Origin of the sequence: Neobacillus notoginsengisoli, from assembly GCF_003515685.1 — a bacterium.
Lineage (GTDB): Bacteria > Bacillota > Bacilli > Bacillales > Cytobacillaceae > Bacillus_D > Bacillus_D notoginsengisoli.
This window is the reverse complement of record NZ_QWEG01000019.1, coordinates 16769-42294: the sequence shown is the minus strand read 5'-3', so window position 1 is coordinate 42294 and position 25526 is coordinate 16769. Positions and strand designations below refer to the sequence as shown.

Genomic DNA, 25526 nt, shown 5'->3' with positions numbered 1-25526 from the left:
ATATGAATTTTGAAACAGTCATTGGGCTTGAAGTCCATGTTGAATTGAAAACAGAATCAAAGATTTTTTCCGACAGCCCGAACCACTTCGGTGCCGAACCGAACGCGAATACATCTGTCATCGACCTTGCCTATCCCGGTGTATTGCCGGTACTGAACAAACAAGCGGTCGAGTATGCAATCAAGGCGGCGATGGCGCTGAACTGTGAAATCGCGCCTGTCACGAGTTTTGATCGGAAGAACTACTTTTATCCGGACAACCCGAAAGCATTTCAGATTTCCCAGCTCGATCGACCGATTGGGGAAAACGGTTGGGTTGACATTGAAGTGAACGGCTACAAGAAAAGAATCGGCATTACTAGGCTGCATCTTGAGGAAGATGCCGGGAAGCTCACCCACGTGAAGGGTGCATCATTGGTAGACTATAACCGTCAGGGCTCGCCGCTCGTCGAAATTGTTTCAGAGCCGGACATCCGTACTCCTGATGAGGCGTATGCGTATCTTGAGAAGCTGAAGTCGATTATTCTTTATACAGGCGTTTCCGATGTCAAAATGGAGGAAGGCTCACTCCGCTGTGACGCGAACATCTCAATTCGCCCAGTTGGTCAGAAAGAGTTCGGTACGAAGACTGAGTTAAAAAACCTGAACTCGTTCAATTTTGTCCGCAGAGGGCTTGAATTTGAAGAAAAGCGCCAGCGTGAAATTGTCAGTGCGGGCGGGGAGATCCAACAAGAAACCCGCCGCTATGATGAAGCGACTGGAGAAACACTGCTCATGCGTGTAAAAGAAGGTTCGGACGATTACCGTTACTTCCCTGAGCCAGATTTGCTCGATGTCATCATTGACGAGGAGTGGATGGCAAGAATCCGCGCGGAGATTCCTGAACTTCCGGATCAGCGGATTGAAAGGTATGTTTCGGAACTAGGATTGCCGGAGTATGATGCAAAAGTCCTGACAGCGACGAAAGAAATGGCTGATTTCTTCGAGGCGTCCGTGGCGTCCGGAGTGGATGCGAAACAGGCTTCCAACTGGCTGATGGGTGAGGTTTCCGCTTACTTGAAGGCTGAGCAGAAGGAACTTCATGATACGAAGCTTACACCGGATAACCTGACTGGCATGATTAAGCTGATTGAGAACGGAACAATTTCCTCGAAAATCGCCAAGACTGTGTTCAAGGAATTGATTGAGAACGGCGGCGATGCCGAGCAGGTTGTAAAAGAAAAAGGGCTCGTCCAGATTTCCGATGAAGGCGCGCTGTTGAAAATCGTCAACGAAACGCTTGATGCCAATCCTCAGTCTATCGAGGACTTCAAAGGTGGCAAAAGCAAAGCAACCGGCTACCTTGTCGGCCAGATTATGAAGGCGACAAAAGGCCAGGCGAATCCACAGCTAGTGAATAAAATATTGGCTGAGGAAATTAAGAAAAGATAACCTTAAGGTCATTTATCAAGAATCAAGCCGGCAGGGAGTTATGTTCCTGCCGGCTGTTTATTTTGAACGATTGTCGCATTTTTGTAAAAGCAGGGCAGACAGCTTACGGCAATTTTTGCGCATGTATTTTCAGATTTAGCTTTGCCTGGCCCTTCTTTGGGGAAATTCAATCAAACGTTTGATTGAATTTGAGTTTGTCGTGAGGTGTCGGAACTTCGGAATCACGGAGATGGAAATTAGTTAGGTAGAAAGTTATAATTAGAGTGGGTAATTTAGCCCCCTCCTAATTCGGTAAATTGTCTAAGCTTCCTGAGTCGGGGACACAGATGCAATAAAAGATTAGGATGCATTTTATATTTCGGGATGTAGCTCAGCTTGGTAGAGCACTAGCATGGGGTGCTAGGGGTCGCAGGTTCGAATCCTGTTATCCCGATTTGAAAGAAGAAGCGCTCAACTCATTCATAAGAATGGGTTGAGCGCTTTTTTGTTTAGTAATCAGCACCGCTGCCTTTAGAACCTAGAAAATCCTGAATTTTCTTTAGTATTTCTAAAATAAGATAAACTTTATAAAAACATGAAAGTTCACTGAGATGCTAAGCGCAATTTTTGAATTATATGTTTTCTTTAGTGGGCAACCTTGCAGTTTCACATGAAACAACAATATACTTCAAAAATAAAAACAGACCTTAAGCACTAAGTGAATAATCATAAATCCACCCGTTTTTACTTGTAACGTATAGTGCTAAGTAACTGTATTGAGGAATTCAAGCCCTTTTGTATTGAGTTTTTTTATTATTTTAGTATTGTATTGTGTGTGCGTGAGATAGAAAAAATAAGAAAGAAGGGGATTTATCACAAATGAAAAAGAGTTTTTTGTATCCATTATTAATTTTGTCGTTAAGCTTTTTGCTGGGAGCTTGCTCAGAACAGCAGAAGGACACAACGAAACCAAAAAAAGAAGAAGTAACTGAGACAAAACAAAATGAAGAAACAAAGGGAAATGAACCATCCACTGCTCAATGGTCTTACGAAGAAGAAACAGGACCTGAGCATTGGGGGGAATTGGATTCTTCATATTCAGCTTGTACGAGAGGCAACGAGCAATCACCAATCAATATTGAATCGTCTAAAGTGAAAACAACTGATAAACTAGAAAACATTGAAGTCCAATATAAGCCGACGCACTTTTCGATCGTCAATACCGGTCATACTATACAGGCTAATCCAAAAACCGAAAGCAACAGCATTCTAGTTGAGGGAAAAGAATACAAACTTGCTCAATTCCATTTTCATACACCTAGCGAGCATGAATTCAATAGTCAAACATTTGATATGGAACTGCATCTTGTACACCAGGATGCGAACGGAAAGCTTGCCGTCCTTGGCGTAATGATTCAAGAAGGAAAAGCAAATGAAGCATTGGCAGCTATTTGGGATAAAATGCCGAAGAGTGAAACGGAAAAAGAAATCGCCATTAAAGAATCTGTTGATTTGCAAACATTGCTCCCTTCAAATCAAACGTTTTTTAATTACAAAGGTTCATTAACGACACCACCTTGTTCAGAAGAAGTGGACTGGATTGTTTTCGAACAGCCGATTGAAATGTCAAAGAAACAAATTCAAGCATTTCAGCAAATTTTCCCTAATAATCAGCGTCCTGTTCAGCCTCTAAATGAACGAGAAATCATTAAGGAGAGCTAAAAGTGCTCCGTTCAAGGCATTTAGGCGTATATGGGCCTTAAATCAAAAACTGCCATCACTAACCTTTACGCTAAGGTTATTTGGTGGACAAATGACTGTGAATATCTATGTATACTTCCTTAAATGTGGAGTAAACAATTTTGATAACTTATTAACCCCAAGGTCATGTGACACTTGGGGTTAATTTTGAGAAAAGAGAAGAAAACGCTAATGGGTATGATGAGGAAGTAAGATACATGTTGCCTTTTTTCTACTTTTTCATCAATCACTCTTCTAAACTCAAGCATCTTCTGTCAGTTCTACGATAGGTTTACCTTCTACGAAATCGGGAGGCTCTATGCCGTTTAGTTTATACAGGGTCGGGGCAATATCCAGCGTACTAATTTTCGCGTTGATCGTTCCCTTCTTTATCCCTTTTCCAACGGCCAAAAATACGGGGCGCAGCTCTTTTCTTGAAGGATTGCCGCCATGATTCCCTAAATCCCTAGGTTCCATTACCTCATTGCCATCACCTTGTGCCATATAATATCCTTTTTTTGCGACGAGAATGATATCACCGGCATTCGGATGATCGATTTCCCCCTTTTTATTACGATTATCGCTGCCATTTAGAATGACTTTGTCATAAGGACGAATTTTTTTGTTGAATAAGGCCATTTTCGCTGTTTCTGTCAAACTATTAAACGAACCAGGGAGATTTTCATTCTCATCCTTCAGTTGGGTTTTGGCGATTGAGAAGAAGGTGGATAGCGGAATCTTCTTTTCTTTCACTTCGATTCCATTGAAAATTGCAGCAATTTCTTTTTGGATATGGTCATACTGGTCATGATCCACTATACCGTTTTCTTCCCGGCCTTTTAAATTGATATAAACGTGTGATATGGATCCACTAGCTACGGCGAAAACTTTGGATTTTTTCTTATTTATTTTCCCGTTGTCGTATTTTACGAGGAGCCCTTTTTTCTCCAACTCTTCGTTTGGGGAAAGCCGTGAATGAACGGGCTCCATTCCGTGATCAGACACTAAGAAGAGACGATCTTCCTGATTCGTTTCTTCTAAAACCTGGCCAAGCATTTCGTCAGCTAATTTGTAGGACCAGCGAATGTAGCTTAAATATTGTCTGGATTTTTCGCTAGTATATCCTGGCTGCCTTGGATCGGAAAGCAGGTATTTATGAGACTCATGATCAATTTGCGGATAATAGAAAAATAGTAGATCTGGTTTGTACTTCTTTTTTATATACAGGGAAACATCAGTGGTCCACTGTGCAAACCTTGTGCTAATTTCCTCATACTCTTTTCTTGTTATCCACTTTTTATCCAAAGCCTTATCATCATCTTGAACTGGAAAATACCCAAAATGCTTATAGATATCTTCCTTAAAATGTTTGGGACCTTTGACAACTCCTGAAGATACGGCTGTCCGATACAATTTTGCATCGGAAAGATCAGGTTTTGTCGCTTTAATTTTAAAAGCAAACCCCGCCATTTCTCCATCTTCGCTTAGATATGAAAGAGATCCCCACTCATCAAGGCTAACTTTTTCTTTATCTTGCATGCCTTTATCAAAAGAAAGGGTAAACTTTCCCTGCTTGTCTGCTATAACATACACCTTCCGATTATGGTCTTTCCTTATTTTTAAAGGGAAAACAGCTGAATGACGGTCATTCGTGATTTTTTTAAACTCAAGCGAAATGAAGTCACTTTCAGCCAATGTCTTCCCATAATAAATCGAATAATCCGCTTTGTTACCGTATTTAGGGTTAGAACCTGGAAAAAGGATGGTAGCCGTTTTCTTTCCTTCATTGCGGGCGACCGACCAGATTGGTTCAACATCCAGCCCAGAATAGAAGGCACTTTTGCTACCGGTCAACTTTTTATCGGGCTTATGGAGCTCATTGCTTACCATACCAGTCGCATCCGGTGCGGCACCGGTTGCGATTGCGGCATGGGAAGCCGAAGTTAAAGAGGGAAAAATGGTACGGATATTGTTAGCTGTTTTGCCTCTGCCCGCCACCTCTTTAAAGTGGGGCATCTGTTCTTGTTCCATATACTCTTCTAAAAAGTCATGTCGCATACCATCAAACGAAATCACCATATCAGTCGAATGATTTGGTGTACCCCCCCAAGCAATTGAGGGAAAGGAGAGAAAAAGAATAATAAATAAAGACACTTTTCGTTTCAATATGATCAACCACCTGCTGTTAACTTAATTACTTAACTTTTGAAAAAAAACGGCTGCTTAAATTTTAGTAGAACCGCCATGTGCGACAACAAACCCGCATAATGCAAAATCACTGTCGCGAATCTCAGCTTTGCGCGCCAATCAAACCGCCTTTCACCGAGACTTTGGCTCGAATCGCCGTCTTGCGCGCCAAACGAACCGCCTTTCACCGAGACTTTGGCTCGAATCGCCGTCTTGCGCGCCAATCAAACCGCTTTTCACCGAGACTTTGGCTCGAATCTCAGCTTTGCGCGCCAATCAAACCGCCTTTCACCGAGACTTTGGCTCGAATCGCCGTCTTGCGCGCCAATCAAACCGCCTTTCACCGAGACTTTGGCTCGAATCGCTGCCATGCGCGCCAAATGAACCGCTTTTCACCGAGACTTTGGCTCGAATCGCTGCCTTGCGCGCCAAATGAACCGCTTTTCACCGAGACTTTGGCTCAAATCGCCGTCTTACGCGCCAAACGAATTGCTTTTCGACGTGACTTTGGCACGAATCCCAGTCATCGAGCGTTTCTGGTGCTTCCATATTAGAGCCTTCAATTACATGGAGCACCAGAGGAAAGAGCAGGAAAAGATGCCCTCTATGGGGGAACGGTCCTTCGTATGCTATTACTTGTATATCCCCGCTAATTGCAGCAGAGAAACAAAGTAGAAGAATTTCATCAGATGCTTTTTTAAAGTGTCAATGGCGCTAACAGGGGTGCGGGCTTATTTCATACGGCTGATCGGTTAAAGTTTTTTCAAAAAAATAATAAAGCCCATGAATGCTAAATTTCAGCATCCATGGGCTTTAAACTGGGCTTTTGTTTTAAGCATTTATCCGAATTGAATCACTCGATTACAAAGTCTTTCAATCAGCTTTGCTTCATGGCTGACAACGACGATTCCCATGTTTCGTTTCTTGGCGATTTCCAGTACGGCATGCCATATTTGGGCTTGTGTAATGGCATCAAGCATTGTTGTCATTTCATCCGCAATAAGAAAGCGGGTGTTTGGTCCCAACGCCCGGGCAACACAAAATCGCTGCAGCTCTCCGCCGGATAATTCATTCGGCCAGCGCCCTAACCATTCTTGTTTAATGCCTAATAAATCTAGCAGTTCTTGATCAGGCTGCCATCCTTCATAAAGCGTTTTCCTCATTTTCCAGCGAGGATTCACTGCTTTTTCTGGATGCTGAAAGATCAACTGAACAGGATGATAGCCGTTTTTTTTCAATGGCTTTCCATCAAACAATACGGTTCCCTCTACAGCCTGTTCGAAACCAGCCAATATCCTGCAAAAGGTTGTTTTCCCGCGCCCGCTAGGTCCGGTAATCCCAATGATTTCACCTGGATGTAAGGTTAAATCCACCCCTTGAAACAGCATCGGTCCATTTCCATACCGGAATCCGATTCCTTTTGCCTCAATTTGCATGGATACACCTCACCATCCCGTTTCTCAAAAACCTCATATCCGGCAGCACTTCTTGACATTCAGAAGTTGCCAGGGGACAACGAGGCGCGAACAAACATCCTGTTGGCAATTCAGTTGGATGTGGCTGTGAGCCCGGAATCGGGATAAAATCGTTTTGAGGCAGCGCTCTCCACAATGCCTTCGTGTAAGGATGTCTGAGCGCCTCACCCTGCCCCTTAAAATTTTCTACCGGAGCAATTTCTACGGTAGTGCCTGCATAAAAAACAGCAATTTTATCCGCAATTTTAAGAGCAGATTCGATATCATGTGTAATAAACAACACCGCGCACCCATTGTCGGCGAACTCTCGAATATTATTTAAAGCTTCCTTTATCACAACGGGATCGAGGCCTGGGGTAGGCTCGTCCGCAATAATGACTTTTGCTCCGCTTACCATGGCGGTCGAGAGAAGCACTCTCCGTGCCATCCCGCCGGAAAGCTGAAAAGGATACATAGTTTCAACTTCTTTTTTTAAGTGAAAACGCCCGAATACCTCTCGCTGGAGTGCCGCCGCATCCCCGCTTTTGACAGACGTGCGGACTTGTTTCCCGACGCGCATAAGCGGATCCAGAAAGTTTACCGATTGCGGAACAATCGCAATTTCTTTCCCTCTTAATGCCTTTTGCCGTTTGGAAGTAAGGATTTCACCCGCATATTTAATGGTGCCGCTCGTCCTTGCGTTGCTCGGAAGGATGCCCAGAATGGCATGTGCCAGCAGACTCTTCCCCGATCCGCTCGCTCCTACGACAGCAAGGATTTCACCCGCCTCCAGCGAAATGCTTAAATTTGATATCACTTGATGATGGACTTGTTTAAGTCCAGTTGCGTATTGTTTGAAAGAAACTGATAAATTCTCTACATCAAGAATAGGCATTTCTCAACCCCTCTACTAATCAATGCGTCTTTGCGCCCAGATTTTGCTGAATAAAAATAAACGTTAGTAAGCTTATGAATCATGAGCTCTAACTGGATCAATAAGCATTGTCAAATTTTCTCCAATGAAATCAAATGTCCTCACAATCAACAGCAGGCAAAGCCCAGGGAAAAAGGCAAGCCACCACATACCTGAAGATAAATACTTCATCGATTCCGATAGAATAATGCCGATTGCGGGTTCATGAGGAGACATCCCTAACCCTAAAAATGTTACGGCCGCTTCATGTAAAATAACATGGGGAAACATGAGCATAAAACCAATTAAAGCTTGAGGCAAAATATGAGGCAGAATATGATGCATCGCAATCCACAATTGGGATCTACCCATGTTGCGAGACACTTGCACAAATTCTGCCGAACGAACTTGCAGCACCTCTGCCCGAATAACGCGAGCTAAGCTTGGCCAATGGGTTAAGGCAAGTCCAATGACAATGCCTTTAAATCCGCCTCCTAATGTAAAAGCAATCAAGATAAGGGTGACAAGGTGAGGCACACTTAAGAAAAGATCAATGAGCCATGAAATGATGACATCCGCTGCTTTTCCCATTGTTGCTGCCGCCATACCCAGGAGTAAAGCGATGGAAGCACTGCCAATTGCTCCAATCAAGCCAACCCATATACTTAATGAAAGCCCCATGATTGTTCTCGTGAACATATCTCTTCCTAACCAATCCGTGCCAAACAAATGAGCTAGAGAAGGAGGCGAATTTCTATTTTGAAGATTGGTAGCAATTCTTCCTTCATCCAATAGATAGCTTCCTAAAATGACAACGAATAAAAAAATAAAGGAAAACAGAATGGATAGGAATGTCCTTTGCCTTTTATTTAGAGAGAATCGTTGAACAAGACGATAATTCATATTGAGCGCCCCTCTCTCAACCGCGGATCTAAAATCATGTAAATGAAATCAGCCAGTAAATTTCCGGCAAAAACAAATAGTGTACTAAATATGACTAATCCCAACAAAAGAGGAACATCCCCTCGTAGACCAGCCTCTACCGTAGCCTGTCCCAAGCCTGGATAAGAAAAGACTTGCTCGGCTAGCACAGCTCCGCCAAATAATTCACTAAAAGCCGCAAATTGTAAGGTAATCGCCGGTAAGGCCACATTCCGTAATCCATGTCTCCAAAATAAGATGAAGCCTTGTTCACCTCTCGCTTTTGCGAATAAAATATAATCACTTGCTAGGATATCAATCAGTTTCTGTCTTGTATGCATCGCAATATTTGCAACCCCAATGACACTCAGTGTGAGTGCAGGAAGGATAAGATGCTTGATTTTATCGGACAATGTTACATTCTCGGCAAGAACTCCTGCTGGAACACCCATTCCAATCGGAAACCACCCTAGCCATACAGCAAAGACGATAAGAAAGAGAAGCCCCATCCAAAAGGTTGGAGTTGAGGCTAGTGTATAGCAGTACCATTTGATCAAACGATCGATCCACGTACCCCTTTTCATTGCAGCAATCACGCCCATGAAAAATCCAATGATTCCGGATAAGGTCCAGGCTGTTAACATGAGAGCCAGGGAATGAAAGAAACGTTCACTAATAATGTCAGCCACGGGGCGGCGAAACATCATGGAAGTGCCTAAATCCCCCCTTAACAAGGAAGATGCCCAATGAAAGAATTGCATTATTAAAGGCTGATCAAGGCCCCAATGTTTTGCGATGATTTCACGCTGCTCGGGGCCTACCTTCAACATATCAGCACCTATATAAGCTTGAATAGGGTCAATCGGAGAATTTTTAATTAAGAGAAAGGAAATAAAGCAGATGGCGATTAGCAGTGTCACCATCCTTAATCCTTTTAGAATGAAGAATTTTCCTAGTTTTTTAGCCACTATTCTTCCGTCCACTTCCATTCGGCAATGTTATCTGTTGCCGGCCAGCCGTGACCATGTACATGTATTCTTTGTTCTCCGAAATCCAATCCTTCTTTCACTAAATACAAGTGATTAATATTGACTAACCATGCCCACGGTGCGTCACCTCTTGCACTTAAACCCGTATTTCCATCCCATTGTGCTTTTTTCCAGTATTCAATTGCATCTTTTTCATTTGTAGCGCGAAGAGCCTTTTCAAAGTACCCATCTACCGTTTTATTTTGATAAAAACCAGTGTTATAGAACTCTATTCCAGCGTTTTTGCTGCTATAAATATTCACCATTTCGTGAGGGTCGTGGCTTCCCCAGCCTAGAAGAACGGCATTGGAATACATGTTCTTTTCTATCACATCCCAGCTTGCGCCTTCTAATTTAATATGAATGCCTAACGGTTTCATCATATCGGCAACAGAAATGGCCAGTGATTGCCTAATTGCATCGTTCGCTGGGTAATAGAGAGTGAATTCCGCTTTTAGGGATTCTTTTTCAAGAACTCCATCTCCGTTATGATCTTTCCAGCCAGCTTCTTTTAAAAGTTTCCGGGCCCCTTCTACGTCACCGTCTTTTATGACTGTATCCGGGTTCCACCACGGAAGTCCATCCACTGAAGTATAGGCTGGTGTGCCATGTCCTTCTAGCACTCCATCAACAAGTGACTGTCGATCTACAGCCATATTGATTGCATGGCGAATAGCCGGATCAGCTGTCACATCATTTCCAATTGGATAACCGTCTTTCGTGAATTTTCCGGATTTTGCAAATGGGAAAACAATTCCCCGGTTATCGACTGTTTCAATGGACTCTAGCTTCATACCAGAGACTTTCTGTTTGCTGAACGCGGCTGGTATAGAAGCAAGATCAGTCACGCCAGCCTGAGCAGCAGCAAAAGAGGCATCTTCGCTTAAAAATAAGAAGGTGATTTTTTTGAAATAAGGCTGCTTGCCATAGTAATCGGGATTAGCCTTTATGATGAGCTGTTGCCCTTTGTCCCACTGAACGAGTTGAAAGGGGCCAGAACCGATAGGATTTTCAGCATAGTTTGCGCCGTATGCATGTTTTGGAATAATTCCTGTGCCGATTAAAGTATTGATAAATGTGGATTGCGGCTCTTTTAGTGTGAATTTTACTTTGTAAGCATCGATTGCTTCGATTTTTTCCAAAACATTCAAATCTACAACAGAGCCGCTTTTTCCAGCCGTCTCAAAGGTAAAAACGACATCCTCCGCTGTCAGGGGCTTGCCATCTGAGAATTTCACATCATCTCGTATGGATACTGTCCAAACAATACCATCTTCACTCACTTCATAACCTTTTGCTAAATCATTCACAATAGTAAGCTTGTCATCTCTCTTTAGCAATGTACTTTGGAATAGAGGTGACCCATAACGGCCCCAACCTGTTGTTGGGTCAAATCCTGTTTCAGGCTCGGATCCAAAGGCCAAGACGAGCTCATCTTTTTTCTTATCGTTCTCTGAACTATTTTTTGTACTCGTTACTTTCGGGTTTGACTGATTGCAGCCTGCTAGAACAAATGATAAAACGAGAAGTGCGGAAACAATGATTCCAACTTTTTTTCTTTTCAAAAAACCACCTCATTCATGAGTGAACTTTTAAAAATTTCGAATTAAATATTTCCTACTGGAGCGACTGTGAATTTTCCATACTGCACACCTTTTAAGCTAGTTAGTTTATGACTGAGCAGCTGGATGTCCTTCGCTTTTCCCTTTACGATAATGAGCTCAAGGCAATTTGTATGATCAAGATGGAAATGGGTAGTGGACATGATAATATCGTGCATATCATGTTGGGCTTTGGTGAGTTCTTCTACTAAATTTCTTTTGTGATGGTCATAAAATAGTAAGATGCTTCCGGCCACAATTTGATTATCCTTTTCCCAAGAATGTTGGATAAGCGCATCACGGACTAGATCACGAATGGCTTCAGAGCGATTTTCATACCCTCTTTGTTTAACTAAATGGTCAAACTGTCGCAGCAAATGACCCTCCATTGAGATCCCAAAGCGTTTTAACGTTGATTCTTCCATCGTTTCCTCCTAGATGATTCCTATTGCACAGGTTTTGGTGGCACGTTTTTTAACAGAAGTAACACATGAAGGCAAAGCGGGGGTGGGGTACATTAAAAAGGACTATTAAATACTAATATCCTTACTGTAAATATTCAACCTTTATGCTAACTGGTGAGTGAAAAAATTTTTGTCAAAATTTGTTGGCTTGGACGAATAAATTTTTATCAGATTCACATTTTTTCTATTCCTTAGTGGTCGTCTTAACTATTTTGCCTCCCGAATGAAGCAATGGAACCGTCCCCTTGCTTCACTCATTGCGTTATGTTTCACCTTGATTTTTTTCTATGCTAAAATGCTCTAGTGGCGGTTATTTGAGTGCTTTTTGGGGCACTATAGATAATGGTTTTTTACTTTGTCAATAAAGGCCCCGCTTTCCCCAATAATGGGGTTTTTTACTTGGAAGATTAAAGGAGGTTTAATGAATGCATTTATTGCCAAGGGAAATTGATAAGCTCATGATCGTCGTTGCTGCCGATCTTGCAAAGCGCCGGAAGGAAAGAGGTTTAAAATTAAATCATCCGGAAGCTGTAGCCCTTATTACCTATGAAGTATTGGAAGGAGCAAGGGACGGGAAAACTGTTGCCGAGCTGATGGAGTATGGAGCTACGATTTTATCTCGGGAAGATGTTATGGAAGGGATTCCTGAAATGATTAATGATATTCAGGTTGAAGCCACTTTTCCAGATGGGACAAAGTTAGTAACTGTCCATAGTCCGATACGATAAACAGGAGGGAACGCGAATGTTGCCAGGTGAATACATTTTACGAGAAGAAGATATTATTTGTAATGAAGGCCGAGAAGTATTTACTATTTCCGTTATCAACACTGGTGACCGCCCTATACAAATCGGTTCACACTATCATTTCTATGAAGTGAACCCTGCGCTTAAATTTAATAGGGAAGAAGCCTATGGGAAACGGTTAAACATTCCTGCAGGTGCCGCGGTTCGCTTTGAACCTGGCGATGAAAAGGAAATCCAATTAATAAAATTTGCGGGGGAACGCCGGGTGTACGGGTTTAACAATAAAGTAGATGGCTCATTAGAAAGTAGGGATGACTCATGAGTTTTAACATGTCCAGAAAACAATATACTGAAATGTTCGGACCAACAACAGGTGACTCTGTCCGCCTTGCTGATACGGACTTATTTATTCAAATAGAAAAGGACTATACCCAGTATGGGGAAGAAGTGATTTTTGGCGGTGGGAAAGTCATTCGAGATGGTATGGGTCAACATCCACTTGCTACCCGCGAAAAAGATGGTGTAGTGGATACAGTTATTACGAATGCGGTGATTCTGGATTACACCGGGATTTATAAAGCGGATATTGGGATTAGGGACGGGAAGATAGCTGCAATTGGAAAAGCCGGTAACCCGCTCATTACTGATAATGTCGATATTGTCATTGGGGCTGCAACAGAGGTTATTGCCGGAGAAGGCTTTATTGTTACCGCCGGTGCCATTGATACGCATGTTCACTTTATGAATCCTGATCAAATTCAATTGGCTCTAGCGGCAGGAACGACAACATTAATCGGAGGAGGTACTGGGCCGGCAACCGGATCACGTGCAACGACGGTCACTCCTGGTGAATGGAATATTCACCGTATGTTAATGGCGGCAGAAGGCCTTCCTATCAACATTGGTTTTACAGGAAAAGGAAGTTCTGCTGCAATCGAACCTTTAGCCGAACAGATAAAAGCTGGTGTGATTGGCCTCAAAGTGCACGAAGATTGGGGTGCTACTGCTTCAGCCCTCGATTACGCACTACGTGCAGCTGACAAATATGATATTCAAGTCGCCCTCCACGCGGATACATTGAACGAAAATGGCTTTATGGAGCATACAATGGCTGCGGTGAAAGGCAGAGTTCTTCACATGTATCATACGGAAGGTGCAGGCGGCGGACACGCTCCCGACCTTATCAAGTCAGCGGGATATTTAAATATTCTTCCTTCATCAACAAACCCTACCCTTCCTTATACCGTAAACACAATTGACGAACATCTCGATATGGTAATGGTTTGCCATAACTTAAATCCTTCTGTTCCAGAAGACATTGCTTTTGCTGACTCCAGAATTAGGAGAGAAACAATTGCTGCTGAAGACATACTTCAAGATATGGGTGTATTCAGCATGGTCAGCTCTGATTCACAGGCAATGGGCCGTGTTGGAGAGGTTGTCTTGCGCACTTGGCAAGTAGCAGACAAAATGAAAAAACAAAGAGGCCTTCTCCAGGGAGATACTCAATATGCGGATAACAACCGTGCCAAGCGCTATATTGCAAAATATACGATTAATCCTGCGATTACGCATGGAATTTCCGATCATGTCGGTTCAATTGAAGTCGGGAAAATGGCCGACCTTGTCCTTTGGGCTCCGAAGTTTTTTGGAGTAAAGCCTGAAATGATTCTTAAAAATGGACTTGCTGTAAAAGCATTAATGGGAGATGCAAATGCTTCGATTCCAACTCCGCAACCATATATTTACCGTCCAATGTATGCGCAGTTTGGAAAAGCTTTATCAAAGAGCTCGGTTACGTTCATTTCTCAAGCGGCTTATGATGATCGAGTTCATGAAAAGCTTGGTCTTGAAAAGATTATTCTCCCTGTTGGCGGAATTCGGAAGCTAACTAAGAAAGATATGAAACTAAATTCAGAAACACCCGAAATTACGGTGGATCCACAAACATATGAGGTGCGTGTCAATGGAGAGCTTTTGACATGTGAGCCTGTTGATACTGTTCCAATGGGACAGCGTTATTTCCTATTCTGAGGTGAAGGAATTGATTATTGAAAAGATTGTCGGAAATATAGGAGACATGGATCAAGAAGAAATTAGCAAGCGTCATGTTGAGAAGGTCTACCTTGAGAGTGCCGACTTGGTAAAAAGAATCCAGCGGATAAAAACAGATCATGGAAATGAACTGGGAATCCGTTTGAAAGAGCCGCGCGATCTTTTAGCCGGCGATGTGCTGTATTTGGACGATAAAAATATGATTGTCATTGACGTGCTTTCCGATGACCTTCTCGTGATCAGCCCCAGAAACATGAACGAAATGGGGACAATCGCACACCAGCTGGGAAACCGGCATCTGCCTGCGCAGTTTGAAGAAAACGATATGCTTGTTCAATATGACTACTTAGTAGAAGAACTACTACAGGAGCTTGGAATTCCTTTTAAACGGGAAGACCGGAAAGTAAAGCAGGCATTTCGTCATATAGGACACAGTCATGGATAAAAACACCCTTTCGTTATTCCAGCTATGCGATTCAAACTTTCCAACGGGCGCCTTCAGCCACTCGTTTGGTTTGGAAAGTTATATTCAGGATAACCTTGTGATGGACCAAGAAACGTTTTATCAGTGGCTGCAGGTGTATTTGCATGAGCAGCTCATCTATACAGATGGGCTCGCCTGCAGGCTCGTCTATGAGGCCCTGTCAAATGAAGATTTTGAGCGAATATGGGAGTTGGACCGCCTGCTAACCGTTCAAAACTTACCGAGGGAAACAAGAGAAGGAACCCAAATGATCGGGAGTCGTATGCTTAAAATAGCCGAATCGTTATTCGGCTTCCCGATTCTCGCCAATTACAGAGAAGAACTGAAGAGGAAAAATGCATTCGGCCACCCTTCGATTGTTTTTACAATGGTCGCTCATGGTCTCGGAGTAACAAAAGCAAATACAGCACTCTACTATTTGTATTCTACTATTTCCAGCCTGGTACAAAATGGGGTACGCGCAATTCCCTTAGGCCAAACAGCAGGCCAACTGATCACACATCATTTTATGTCAGACTTGGCAAAGGCCGTTGAAAAAATACTGACGCTGAGCGAAGATGATTTTGGAATTGTGTCACCAGGTTTGGAATTATCTCAAATGAAACATGAACGGGTCAATGTCCGTATTTTCATGTCTTGATTTTTAATAAAGAATGAGTAAAGGAAGTGTTTCAATGGAACCAATTAAAATTGGGGTTGGAGGCCCTGTTGGCGCCGGGAAGACAATGCTTGTGGAGAAATTGACACGGCATTTGAAAGATGAAATAAAAATGGCGGTTGTCACAAATGATATCTACACAAAAGAAGATGCGAAGTTTTTAATGGAAAACGGGGTTCTCCCCGATGATCGCATCATTGGAGTGGAAACAGGGGGCTGTCCTCATACAGCCATTCGCGAAGATGCATCGATGAATTTCGCCGCTATTGATGAGCTAATTGAGCGCCACCCTGATGTGGAAATTATCTTTGTGGAAAGTGGCGGCGACAATCTCGCCGCGACGTTCAGTCCAGAGCTCGTTGATTTTTCCATCTATATCATTGATGTGGCACAAGGCGAAAAGATTCCCCGCAAGGGCGGCCAAGGTATGATTAAATCTGATTTATTCATCATTAATAAGACGGACCTCGCTCCTCATGTAGGCGCCAGCCTTGAAGTAATGGAGAAGGACACGAAGGTATTCCGCGGGGATAAACCATTTGTCTTCACAAACTTAAAAAATGAGGAAGGCCTTGATGAAGTCATTGACTGGATTAGGAAACATGCTTTATTAAAAGGATTGGAATAACATGACGAATTGGACAGGCGAATTATCTTTAGACCTGGAATGCCGTAATGGGAGAACAGTTGCAAGGAATGTTTATTTCCAAGGGGCATTTAAAGTCATGCGTCCGATTTACCATGACGATTCTGGCCAGGTATGTTATTATCTATTAAATCCAGGGGGCGGGTACTTGGACGGCGATCGGTATAGAATGAAAGTTTCTGCCGATGTAAATTCTAGAGTGACGTTAACAACGCAATCTGCGACAAAGGTTTATAAGACACCGAAAGATTATGTCTATCAGGAATCAGAGATTTTGCTGAAAAAAGGAAGTTATTTGGAATACCTTCCGGATCCGTTGATAGCTTATGAAAATGCTCATTATAAGCAAAAAAATGTCGTTCGTATGGAATCTGGGTCGACTTTCTTATATACGGACATTCTCACGCCTGGCTGGTCGCCAAGCGGGGAGAAATTCAGCTACGACACGATTCAATTAAAAACCGAAATATACTTGGACGGCAGGCTTGGTGTTTTCGATCATATTAAGTTAGCTCCAGAAAAGAATGCCATTACAGGCATGGGTTTTATGGAAGGCTATACCCATTTAGGTTCGATGATGGCGGTCAGCGAAAATACTGATAATGATATTCTCGATGAGCTGTATGAAAAGATTCAATCGGAACAATCAAACTTTAAATTCGGCATTTCAAGGCTCGCAATTCCAGGTTTAAGCATTCGTGTCCTTGGGAACTCGACCCAACTCATTGAACGCATTTTTAACAATTGTCACAAAATCATCAGTGAAAAGTGGAACAATACCACGCCAAGTCCTCTAAGGAAATATTAACATTTATTCACTTTAGGACAGTACCTCCCCTGTCAGCTCTACCATTAAAAGGGGAAAGCAACCAACAATTACCGGAGGAGGCTCACCGATGCCTGAAGATAACAAAGAACATCCTGAAATTGAAGATTTTGAATTAGATACTGCATTCGAGGATCGTCTGCACGAGAGATACTCTTTTACTTTTAAAGTTAATGATAATGAGTATAAAGGGTTCTACCACGAAAATGAGATTCAATGGCACCACCCGCACCCTAAACAAAAGCTTGGTGACGAAAAAATGGAAGCCATGGAATCGAAAATCCATTTATTAATGAGAAAGTATGGAGCAGCGATCGACAGTGGAATAAAAGAATTAGAAATCAAGCCGGCATTTGAAGACAGAATCCACGAACGCCGTCAATTTACCCTGAAAGTACACGGTGAGGAGTACAAAGCCTTCATGACCGAGGGGGAAATTCAGTGGTTCCATCCTCATCCAAAACAAAAGCTTGATGATGAACATGTTCAGGCTATTGAGTCGGAAATACATGAGGAAGTGGCAAAACAGAAGGGTGATAGCCCAGATATAAGGAATAACCAAAAAGACTAGAGGTTATAGAAGAATAGAAGCAAGTGTGAATTCGCAAGTTTTTCACACTTGCTTTTTCATTGGTGTTTAAGCTGAAAAGTGGCTCAGTTGTTAAAAACTTCGCCTCTCGAATGAAGCACTGGAAACCCTGTCTCACAAAAAGCCAGGCCCCGTTTAGACTGGGCCTGGCGATGGGTTTATTGGTTTTTGAGTAAGTGCATGCTTTCGGTGAATTCTTTTTCGATTTGGTCGTTCTTTTTGTAGGTCAAGAGGCTGACGATATAGACGACGATCAGGTTCAGAATAAAGCCTGGGATGATTTCGTACAATTTTTCCCCGAAGAGCACTTTGCCTAAATTCAAGTTTGACCATACGATGACGGTTACGGCTCCGACGACCATACCTGAAATGGCGCCCCAGCTCGTCATTTTCCTCCAGAAGAGGCTCATGAGGATAATCGGACCGAAGGATGCACCGAATCCGGCCCACGCATAGGCGACAAGGTTCAGGATCGTGTTGTCCTGCTTGAACGCTAAAGCAGCTGCAACCAGGGCAACTATCAAGACGGACATCCTGCCGAGGAAGACGAGGTGCTTGTCTGTCGCATCCTTTTTGACAAGAACTTTGTAAAGGTCCTCAACGAGAGCGCTCGATGTAACAATCAACTGGGAAGAAATCGTGCTCATAATAGCGGCAAGTACCGCCGCGAGCATAAAGCCGGCAAAAATCGGGTGGAACAGGATTTGCCCAAGTACGATAAAGACGGCTTCAGGATTATCCAATGTCACATTTGTGTTTTGCTTGAAATAAGCAATACCGACCAATGCGACAAAGATTGTTCCAATCAGTGAGAAGATCATCCAGCCCATACCGATCCGGCGGGCGTTTTTAATTTCTTTTACATCGGTAATCGCCATAAAGCGGACGATGATGTGAGGCTGCCCGAAATAACCAAGGCCCCATGCCGCCGCGGAGATGATGCCAATGAAAGTGGTTCCTTTAAGAAGATCCATGAATGCCGGGTTAACGGACCTGACTGTTTCAAATGTTTCAGCAGGGCCGCCTGTTGCAAAAATTCCAATCGCAGGAACGAGCAACAAGGCAATCAGCATCATCAATCCTTGAATGAAGTCTGTGTAGCTGACGGCAAGGAATCCGCCAAATAATGTGTAGGCAACAACAACGCTGCCGACAATTAACAGGCCGGCATGGTAGCTTGTGCCGAACGAGTTCTCAAAGAATACCGCTCCTGCTACAAGTCCAGAAGAAACATAGAAAGTAAAGAAAATAAGAATAACGATACCTGAAATGATTCTAAGAAGTTTTGTTTCGTCCTTAAAGCGGTTTTCAAGATAGCTTGGAATCGTAATGGAATTGTTTGAAACCTCTGTGTAGGCACGCAGGCGCGGAGCGACCAATAGCCAGTTGATATAAGCTCCTGTCGTCAAACCAATCGCAATCCAGGCATCCGCTAAGCCACTGACATAAATTCCTCCAGGCAGCCCCATTAACAGCCAACCGCTCATATCCGCCGCACCGGCACTTAAAGCCGTAACCGCAGGGCCCAAAGAGCGTCCCCCAAGCATGTAATCGGTCAGGTTGCTGGTTTTCCGATACGAGTACCAACCGATGTAAAGCATGGCGGCCATGTAAATCCCGATCGAAATGAGTTGAAGCATCCCATCTGTCATACTATTTCCCCCTTTGTAATAGTAGAAAATACTTTTAACAATATTTTTTATATAGAAAATATTCTCTCTACTCTAGTTATAATATAGAACCAAATTCCTAGTCAATATGAAATATTTTGGTACTATAATGAATATGTGAATAGTAGTTATTAAATACAATAATAGTGGACGGTGAATTTGTAAACAATCAAATGGATAGGTAAGATAAGGGGAAAGAGTAAGGGGAGAGGATTGCATGGATTTAAACAGTTGGTTTTCTAAAGGGATGTCCGTTCAAGACTATATTGATGGGATGAAAACACATAAGGAAGAAATGCTGGAAGTGTTGGAACAATTTAATCTGTCCGAACTGCAAATAGCCAGCTTGGAAGCTCTGAAGGGAAAGAAGCTTCGCGTCATTGCGCTAAGTGAAGATTGGTGCGGGGATGCGATGCTGAACAACCCAATCCTTTTGAAAATAGCCGATGCGGCTGATATGGAAGTTCGTTTTTTGTTGCGTGATGAAAATGTAGAACTGATGGACCAGTATTTGACAAACGGGACATCAAGAGCCATTCCGATTTATATTTTTATTGATGGGGAAGGAAAAGAATATGCCCATTGGGGTCCCCGCGCGCAAAAAGTCCAGGAGCTGGTGGAACGTGGCCGCGCTTCCCTTCCTGCAAAAGAAGATCCTCAGTTTGAAGAAAAACAGAAAGCCTTCTACAAAGAACTTGTGGAGTCCTATAGAACGGACAATGGAATCTGGCAGACTGTTTCAGAAAGTATTATACAGAAGATAACATTATCATAAAAAGCAGCCATTCCGGACTGCTTTTTGAATAGTGATTTTCAGGAAAAAGGCAGGGAGCCGCTTGGAGGGATCCTGTCTTTTTTTATATTTTTATCGTTAATTTTAGGTTCAATCCCCAGGATAAGATTTCGAATATTAGAGCGGTGAAGGTAAAAAAGGAAAATAGTAAATAGCCCGAAGAGAAGGCTTGGCCCCGTTTCAGGTATGATGAATGAATAAACCAATAATGACAGCCCCACCGATATTGAGCCGAAAAATACGTATTTTGTTAAAAAGATTACAAGGACAAAGGATAGATAGGCAACGAAAAACAAAGGTAAATTAGCGATAAGCAGCATGCCAGCGGTTGTGGCAATGGCTTTCCCGCCCCGGAAACCGGCAAAGATCGGGAAACAATGTCCAATGACCGCCGCGAACCCTAGATACAGAGGGTCAACAGAGACAAAAAGGAATGCCGGCAGGGAAGCGGCCAGGGCGCCTTTCCCCGCATCTATGACGAGGACGAATAGGGCGGCTTTTTTTCCCATGACCCGGAGTGAATTCGTTGCGCCTGGATTATTGCTGCCATGGTCACGAATATCGACTCCAAAAAATAGTTTACCGATGATTAGCGCAGTCGGGATAGAGCCAATGAAATAAGCGGCTGCGATGGCCCACATAAGATCATTCCTTTTTTAGGGATTTATGGAATCCATTTTATCACAATTACAAAAAAAATAATTGCCATTTTGCCGTTTCCAACTTGCTACTATTATATTATCGGCGGCCATATTTATAGAATTGAATCACAAAATTAAAAAAAGTTGAAGAAAATGTAGATGAATTGTATTTATTTACGTCTATTATAATAAGTCTTAAAATAATACGAATCTTTTAGGAAAACTAAAATTAAAAATGCTGGTTACGAGGGAAATAAGGGAGTGGTAGATATATGGTTGGAATAAAGCGGATGAAAGTTCCTGTGGGGGCTTTTATAAGGGGGAGGGCCACAGGTAATGTATAAATACATGTCGTGCCTGGCGGCTGTTCTATCCATGATTGTTTTTTTTACAAAGCCACTTCCCTATTCAAACTGGTTTGCGCTGGCGCTTGTCATTTTTGGCTGCGGCTACGGCCTCATCAGTCTGCTGAAGGAGAAAGACCAGCTCGGCCGATGGACAATCCAGTTGAATATACTGGTCATCCTATTTTTGGTTTCCGGTCAAATTCAATAAATAGAAATCCTTTCGTTCCCGAGGGTACTCTTTGCAAAATTGCCTTTCAAAAGGGTAAGATAGATTATGGATTCCTTTATCAACCATTGCGAAATAGGGTCGTTTTAGGATATGATGAGAGATGGATGAATGGATTTAATTGGCAAATCCTCTCGTGTAGAGCAATTTTGGAATTAGGGATGATATAAATGAAAAGAGCAAGAATTATTTATAACCCTACCTCAGGGAGAGAAATATTCAAGCGGAACTTGCCTGAGGTACTGGAGAAGCTTGAGCGGGCTGGATATGAAACCTCCTGCCATGCAACGACCGGTGAGGGGGATGCGACCAAGGCTGCGAAAATTGCAGTGGAGCGGCGCTATGATGTCGTTATTGCCGCAGGCGGGGACGGAACAATCAACGAGGTTGTGAACGGGCTGGCCAACCAAGAGTACCGGCCAAAGCTTGGTGTTATACCGATGGGCACAACCAACGATTTTGGCCGCGCATTGCAGCTTCCAAAGGATATAGGGGAAGCTGTCGACATTATCATAAAAGGTGACCGGATCCCTGTTGATATCGGCAGAATAAATGAGCGGTACTTTATCAATATCGCCGGAGGCGGGCGACTGACTGAACTGACCTACGAGGTCCCAAGCAAGCTTAAGACAATGCTTGGACAGCTAGCCTATTATTTAAAAGGCGTGGAAATGCTGCCATCCATCAGGGCGACCCATATGTGCATTGAATATGATGGAAAGCTATTTGAAGGCGATGCAATGTTATTTCTTGTCGGGCTGACGAATTCCATTGGCGGTTTTGAAAAAATTGCCCCCGATGCTTCGCTGAATGATGGAATGTTTACTCTTCTGATTTTGAAAAAAGTCAATCTCGCTGAATTTATCCGCATTGCAACTCTGGCACTCCGCGGGGAACATATCCATGATGAACATGTAGTGTATACGAAAGCGAATCGAATAAAGGTACGCTCAAACGATCCGATGCAACTGAATCTGGATGGCGAATACGGCGGGCTCCTGCCGGCGGAGTTTGAAAATCTATACAGGCACCTTGAGGTTTTTGCGCCGATCGACAAGTTGCGCCCTGAAGACCTTCCGGCCGACTGGGTTCCCGGAAAGAAATACAGCTGATGATTTAGTCCGTTCCTAATAGGGAACGGTTTTTTCCTTTTATGGAAATGTTCAGGATGGGAATTGCATTAGAAGACTGCTATGGTATGCTTATTTCGGATATATTTTTAAGGAAAAATGGATGGAATTGATTTTAATTGATACAATGGGGTTGATTCTTATTTTGCAAAAGGGGTGGCAAAATGGGTAAAAAGGCTTTAATTAATATCGATTATACATACGATTTCGTTGCGGACGACGGCGCGCTGACGTGTGGGAAACCTGGACAAGCCCTGGAGAAGTACATTGCTGATCTGACCGAGGAGTTCATTAAAAACGGGGATTATACAGTATTCTCGATTGATGTCCACGACAAAGGCGATGAGTACCATCCGGAAACGAAACTGTTCCCTCCGCATAATATCCGCGATACGAGCGGGCGTGATTTGTATGGGGAATTGCAAAATGTGTATGAAGCGAATAAGCATCTCGAGAATGTATACTATACCGATAAAACCAGATACTCCGCTTTTGCCGGAACCGACCTTGAAACGAAATTGCGCGAGCGCGGCATTAAGGAAGTGCACCTTGTCGGGGTTTGCACGGATATTTGCATCCTCCACACCGCGGTCGATGCGTATAATAAAGGATTTAAAATAGTTGTCCATAAGGAGGGTGTCGCGTCATTTAACCAGGCTGGCCATGAGTGGGCACTTGGGCATTTTGAAGGGACACTTGGCGCCGAGGTTAGATAGCATGACATTTGACGAAGGGGTTTGTACAGGATGAAACACATCTATAAAGATGACAGCTATGCGCTGCATACTGACCTATATCAGATTAACATGGTGGAAACGTATTGGAGGGATGGCCTCCACAACAGAAAGGCTGTGTTTGAGCTTTACTTCCGTAAGCTGCCGTTCGGGAACGGCTATGCTGTCTTTGCGGGCCTTGAGCGAATCATTGAATACGTAAAGAGCTTTCGGTTTACAGAGGCAGATCTGGACTATTTGCGGAATGAAGTTGGTTACGCGGATGATTTTCTGGAATACTTGAAGGGAATCCGCTTCACCGGAACAATCAGGGGAATGAAGGAAGGGGAGCTTGTTTTCGGAAACGAGCCAATTCTTCGCGTCGATACAACCCTTGCCGAGGCGCAGCTTCTGGAAACAGCCCTGCTGAACATTGTGAATTACCAAACACTCATTGCCACAAAGGCATCAAGAATCAAGCATGTCATTGGCAAAAATGAAGTCGCGATGGAATTCGGAACAAGGCGCGCCCATGAATTCGATGCGGCGATTTGGGGGACGCGTGCCGCATACCTTGCCGGGTTCGATGCGACGAGCAATGTCCGTGCCGGCAAGAAGTTCCACATTCCGGTTGCCGGTACGCATGCCCATGCAATGGTCCAGGCTTACCGCGATGACTATACGGCTTTCAAAAAATACGCTGAGACACATAAGGATTGCACCTTTCTTGTTGATACGTATGACACGCTCCGTTCGGGCGTGCCGGCGGCGATCCAGGTTGCAAGGGAGATGGGCGACAAGATTAATTTCGTCGGCATCCGCCTCGACAGCGGCGACCTTGCCTATTTGTCAAAAGAAGCCCGGAAACTGCTTGATGATGCCGGTTATAAGGATGTAAAAATTGTTGCTTCAAGCGATTTGGACGAGTATACGATTTTGCATCTGAAGGCCCAAGAAGCGAGAATCGACAGCTGGGGCGTCGGGACAAAGCTAATTACCGCCTTTGAACAGGCCGCACTCGGAGCTGTCTATAAAATTGTTTCTATAGAAGATGAAAACGGGCAGATGGCGGATACAATTAAAATTTCCTCTAACCCGGAAAAGGTGACAACACCGGGATTGAAGCGCGTGTACCGGATTATCAATAACCGGACAGGTTTTTCAGAGGGCGACTATATTACTCTTGAAACCGAAAATCCGCAGAAGGAAAAGCGAATCAAGATGTTCCACCCGACACATACGTATATTAGCAAGTATGTATCGAACTTTACGGCGAGAGAGCTTCATGAAGATATTTTCGTAAACGGCGAGCTTGTGTACGAAGTGCCTTATCTCGAAGAATCCCGCAAGTTTCTTAAGAAGAATCTGACCGAAATTTGGGATGAATATAAACGCACAGCGAATCCGGAGGAATATCCGGTTGACCTAAGCCAGAAGTGCTGGAATAACAAGATGCAGCACATTGAAGATGTGAAGCAAAAGGTTGCCGCGATGGCGGAAAAAGCCGAATAAAGTATTGATTGAAGGCGTCCGGATGTCCGGGCGCTTTTTTGTGTGTTGTTCAGAATCTCTATCGCAAACCGGGCCTTGCGCGTCAACCAATCCGCTTGCTTTGGCGCGAATCGCCGTCTTGCGCGTCATTCAATCTGTTTTTAAACGAGACTTTGGCGCGAATCGCAGCCATGCGCGTCATTCAATCTGTTTTTACACGAGACTTTGGCGCGAATCGCCGCCTTACGCGCCATTCAATCAGCTTTTACACGAGACTTTGACGCGAATCGCAGTCTTACGCGCCATTCAATCCGTTTTTAAACGAGACTTTGACGCGAATCACAGCCTTGCGCGCCATTCAATCCTTTTTTAAACGAGACTTTGATGCGAATCGCCGTCTTGCGCGTCATTCAATCTGCTTTTAAACGAGACTTTGACGCGAATCGCATTCTTGCGCGCCATTCAATCTGCTTTTAAGCGAGACTCTGACGCGAATCACAGCCTTGCGCGTCATTCAAACGGATTTGGAACGAGACTTTGGCGCAAATCGCCGCCTTGCGCGCCATTCAATCTGCTATTAAACGAGACTTTGACGCGAATCGCCGTCATGCGCGCCATTCAATCTTCTTTTAAACGAGACTTTGACGCGAATCGCAGTCTTACGCGCCATTCAATCCGTTTTTAAACGAGACTTTGACGCGAATCGCCGTCTTGCGCGTCATTCAATCTGCTTTTAAACGAGACTTTGACGCGAATCACAGGCTTGCGCGTCATTCAATCTGCTTTTACACGAG

Annotated in this window: 26 protein-coding genes and 1 tRNA gene; 17 read left to right on the top strand and 10 right to left on the bottom strand. The window is 43.6% G+C overall.

The window, feature by feature from the left end:
* Positions 1–2: 2 nt before the first annotated feature.
* From gatB to D1B31_RS21315, 3 genes are all read left to right on the top strand, one after another.
* Positions 3–1430 (top strand): Asp-tRNA(Asn)/Glu-tRNA(Gln) amidotransferase subunit GatB, encoded by a 1428-nt coding sequence (gene gatB, locus D1B31_RS21325; protein ID WP_118924276.1) that lies wholly within the window; start codon positions 3–5, stop codon positions 1428–1430.
* 359 nt (positions 1431–1789) lie between these two features.
* A tRNA-Pro gene (locus tag D1B31_RS21320) sits at positions 1790–1863 on the top strand.
* Between the two features lie 425 nt (positions 1864–2288).
* Positions 2289–3131: a carbonic anhydrase gene (locus D1B31_RS21315; protein WP_118924274.1), complete on the top strand. Its 843-nt coding sequence runs from the start codon at positions 2289–2291 to the stop codon at positions 3129–3131.
* A 279-nt stretch (positions 3132–3410) separates the two neighbouring features.
* Here the strand turns inward: D1B31_RS21315 and D1B31_RS21310 are convergent, their stop codons facing one another.
* The 8 genes from D1B31_RS21310 to nikR form a co-directional block, all read right to left on the bottom strand.
* On the bottom strand, positions 3411–5315 hold the full coding sequence (locus tag D1B31_RS21310) for an alkaline phosphatase family protein (RefSeq protein ID WP_118924272.1): 1905 nt from the start codon (positions 5313–5315) through the stop codon (positions 3411–3413).
* A 32-nt stretch (positions 5316–5347) separates the two neighbouring features.
* Positions 5348–5560, bottom strand: coding sequence for a hypothetical protein (locus tag D1B31_RS24495; protein WP_118924270.1), 213 nt, complete (start codon positions 5558–5560; stop codon positions 5348–5350).
* A 615-nt stretch (positions 5561–6175) separates the two neighbouring features.
* Complete coding sequence (locus D1B31_RS21300; protein ID WP_118924268.1) at positions 6176–6772, bottom strand: ABC transporter ATP-binding protein; 597 nt, start codon at positions 6770–6772, stop codon at positions 6176–6178.
* Positions 6762–7685 (bottom strand): ABC transporter ATP-binding protein, encoded by a 924-nt coding sequence (locus D1B31_RS21295; RefSeq protein ID WP_118924266.1) that lies wholly within the window; start codon positions 7683–7685, stop codon positions 6762–6764. Before D1B31_RS21295 ends, D1B31_RS21300 begins: the two co-directional genes overlap by 11 nt.
* A 72-nt stretch (positions 7686–7757) precedes the next feature.
* The gene (locus D1B31_RS21290; protein WP_118924264.1) at positions 7758–8606 is read right to left on the bottom strand and encodes an ABC transporter permease; all 849 of its coding nucleotides are present in this window, start codon (positions 8604–8606) and stop codon (positions 7758–7760) included.
* A complete protein-coding gene (locus D1B31_RS21285) occupies positions 8603–9547 on the bottom strand; it encodes an ABC transporter permease (protein WP_118924304.1) in 945 nt (314 codons plus the stop codon). Before D1B31_RS21285 ends, D1B31_RS21290 begins: the two co-directional genes overlap by 4 nt.
* Positions 9548–9591: 44 nt before the next feature.
* Positions 9592–11217: an ABC transporter substrate-binding protein gene (locus D1B31_RS21280; RefSeq protein ID WP_118924262.1), complete on the bottom strand. Its 1626-nt coding sequence runs from the start codon at positions 11215–11217 to the stop codon at positions 9592–9594.
* A gap of 41 nt (positions 11218–11258) precedes the next feature.
* On the bottom strand, positions 11259–11678 hold the full coding sequence (gene nikR / locus D1B31_RS21275) for a nickel-responsive transcriptional regulator NikR (RefSeq protein ID WP_118924260.1): 420 nt from the start codon (positions 11676–11678) through the stop codon (positions 11259–11261).
* Positions 11679–12142: 464 nt separating this feature from the next.
* Here nikR and D1B31_RS21270 point away from each other — a divergent pair, with 464 nt between their 5' ends.
* The 8 genes from D1B31_RS21270 (at position 12143) to D1B31_RS21235 (ending at position 17703) form a co-directional block, all read left to right on the top strand.
* Positions 12143–12445, top strand: a complete 303-nt coding sequence (locus tag D1B31_RS21270; protein WP_118924258.1) for an urease subunit gamma — start codon at positions 12143–12145, stop codon at positions 12443–12445.
* Positions 12446–12461: 16 nt separating this feature from the next.
* On the top strand, positions 12462–12785 hold the full coding sequence (locus tag D1B31_RS21265) for an urease subunit beta (protein WP_118924256.1): 324 nt from the start codon (positions 12462–12464) through the stop codon (positions 12783–12785).
* Positions 12782–14497, top strand: a complete 1716-nt coding sequence (ureC, locus tag D1B31_RS21260) for an urease subunit alpha (protein ID WP_118924254.1) — start codon at positions 12782–12784, stop codon at positions 14495–14497. Before D1B31_RS21265 ends, ureC begins: the two co-directional genes overlap by 4 nt.
* 10 nt (positions 14498–14507) lie before the next feature.
* The gene (ureE, locus tag D1B31_RS21255; protein WP_118924252.1) at positions 14508–14963 is read left to right on the top strand and encodes an urease accessory protein UreE; all 456 of its coding nucleotides are present in this window, start codon (positions 14508–14510) and stop codon (positions 14961–14963) included.
* Complete coding sequence (locus D1B31_RS21250; RefSeq protein WP_118924250.1) at positions 14956–15642, top strand: urease accessory protein UreF; 687 nt, start codon at positions 14956–14958, stop codon at positions 15640–15642. Before ureE ends, D1B31_RS21250 begins: the two co-directional genes overlap by 8 nt.
* Before the next feature lie 34 nt (positions 15643–15676).
* A complete protein-coding gene (ureG, locus tag D1B31_RS21245; protein ID WP_118924247.1) occupies positions 15677–16288 on the top strand; it encodes an urease accessory protein UreG in 612 nt (203 codons plus the stop codon).
* A gap of 1 nt (position 16289) precedes the next feature.
* On the top strand, positions 16290–17114 hold the full coding sequence (locus D1B31_RS21240; protein ID WP_118924245.1) for an urease accessory protein UreD: 825 nt from the start codon (positions 16290–16292) through the stop codon (positions 17112–17114).
* Positions 17115–17202: 88 nt separating this feature from the next.
* Positions 17203–17703 (top strand): hypothetical protein, encoded by a 501-nt coding sequence (locus D1B31_RS21235; RefSeq protein WP_118924243.1) that lies wholly within the window; start codon positions 17203–17205, stop codon positions 17701–17703.
* A gap of 176 nt (positions 17704–17879) precedes the next feature.
* Here D1B31_RS21235 and putP read toward each other — a convergent pair whose 3' ends face one another.
* Complete coding sequence (gene putP / locus D1B31_RS21230; RefSeq protein WP_118924241.1) at positions 17880–19373, bottom strand: sodium/proline symporter PutP; 1494 nt, start codon at positions 19371–19373, stop codon at positions 17880–17882.
* 235 nt (positions 19374–19608) lie between these two features.
* Here putP and D1B31_RS21225 point away from each other — a divergent pair, with 235 nt between their 5' ends.
* On the top strand, positions 19609–20166 hold the full coding sequence (locus tag D1B31_RS21225; RefSeq protein WP_118924239.1) for a thioredoxin family protein: 558 nt from the start codon (positions 19609–19611) through the stop codon (positions 20164–20166).
* A 38-nt stretch (positions 20167–20204) separates the two neighbouring features.
* Here the strand turns inward: D1B31_RS21225 and plsY are convergent, their stop codons facing one another.
* Positions 20205–20825: a glycerol-3-phosphate 1-O-acyltransferase PlsY gene (gene plsY / locus D1B31_RS21220; RefSeq protein WP_118924237.1), complete on the bottom strand. Its 621-nt coding sequence runs from the start codon at positions 20823–20825 to the stop codon at positions 20205–20207.
* 336 nt (positions 20826–21161) lie between these two features.
* On the opposite strand from plsY, the gene D1B31_RS21215 reads away from it, so the two are divergent.
* From D1B31_RS21215 to D1B31_RS23925, 5 genes are all read left to right on the top strand, one after another.
* The gene (locus D1B31_RS21215; protein ID WP_118924235.1) at positions 21162–21380 is read left to right on the top strand and encodes a hypothetical protein; all 219 of its coding nucleotides are present in this window, start codon (positions 21162–21164) and stop codon (positions 21378–21380) included.
* A 188-nt stretch (positions 21381–21568) separates the two neighbouring features.
* On the top strand, positions 21569–22510 hold the full coding sequence (locus D1B31_RS21210) for a diacylglycerol kinase (RefSeq protein ID WP_118924233.1): 942 nt from the start codon (positions 21569–21571) through the stop codon (positions 22508–22510).
* A 182-nt stretch (positions 22511–22692) separates the two neighbouring features.
* On the top strand, positions 22693–23244 hold the full coding sequence (locus D1B31_RS21205) for a cysteine hydrolase family protein (RefSeq protein ID WP_118924231.1): 552 nt from the start codon (positions 22693–22695) through the stop codon (positions 23242–23244).
* Positions 23245–23274: 30 nt separating this feature from the next.
* Positions 23275–24753 (top strand): nicotinate phosphoribosyltransferase, encoded by a 1479-nt coding sequence (locus D1B31_RS21200; protein ID WP_118924229.1) that lies wholly within the window; start codon positions 23275–23277, stop codon positions 24751–24753.
* A complete protein-coding gene (locus tag D1B31_RS23925; protein WP_142922614.1) occupies positions 24725–25105 on the top strand; it encodes a hypothetical protein in 381 nt (126 codons plus the stop codon). The genes D1B31_RS21200 and D1B31_RS23925 overlap by 29 nt, the downstream gene beginning before the upstream one ends.
* The last annotated feature ends 421 nt before the right edge of the window (positions 25106–25526 follow it).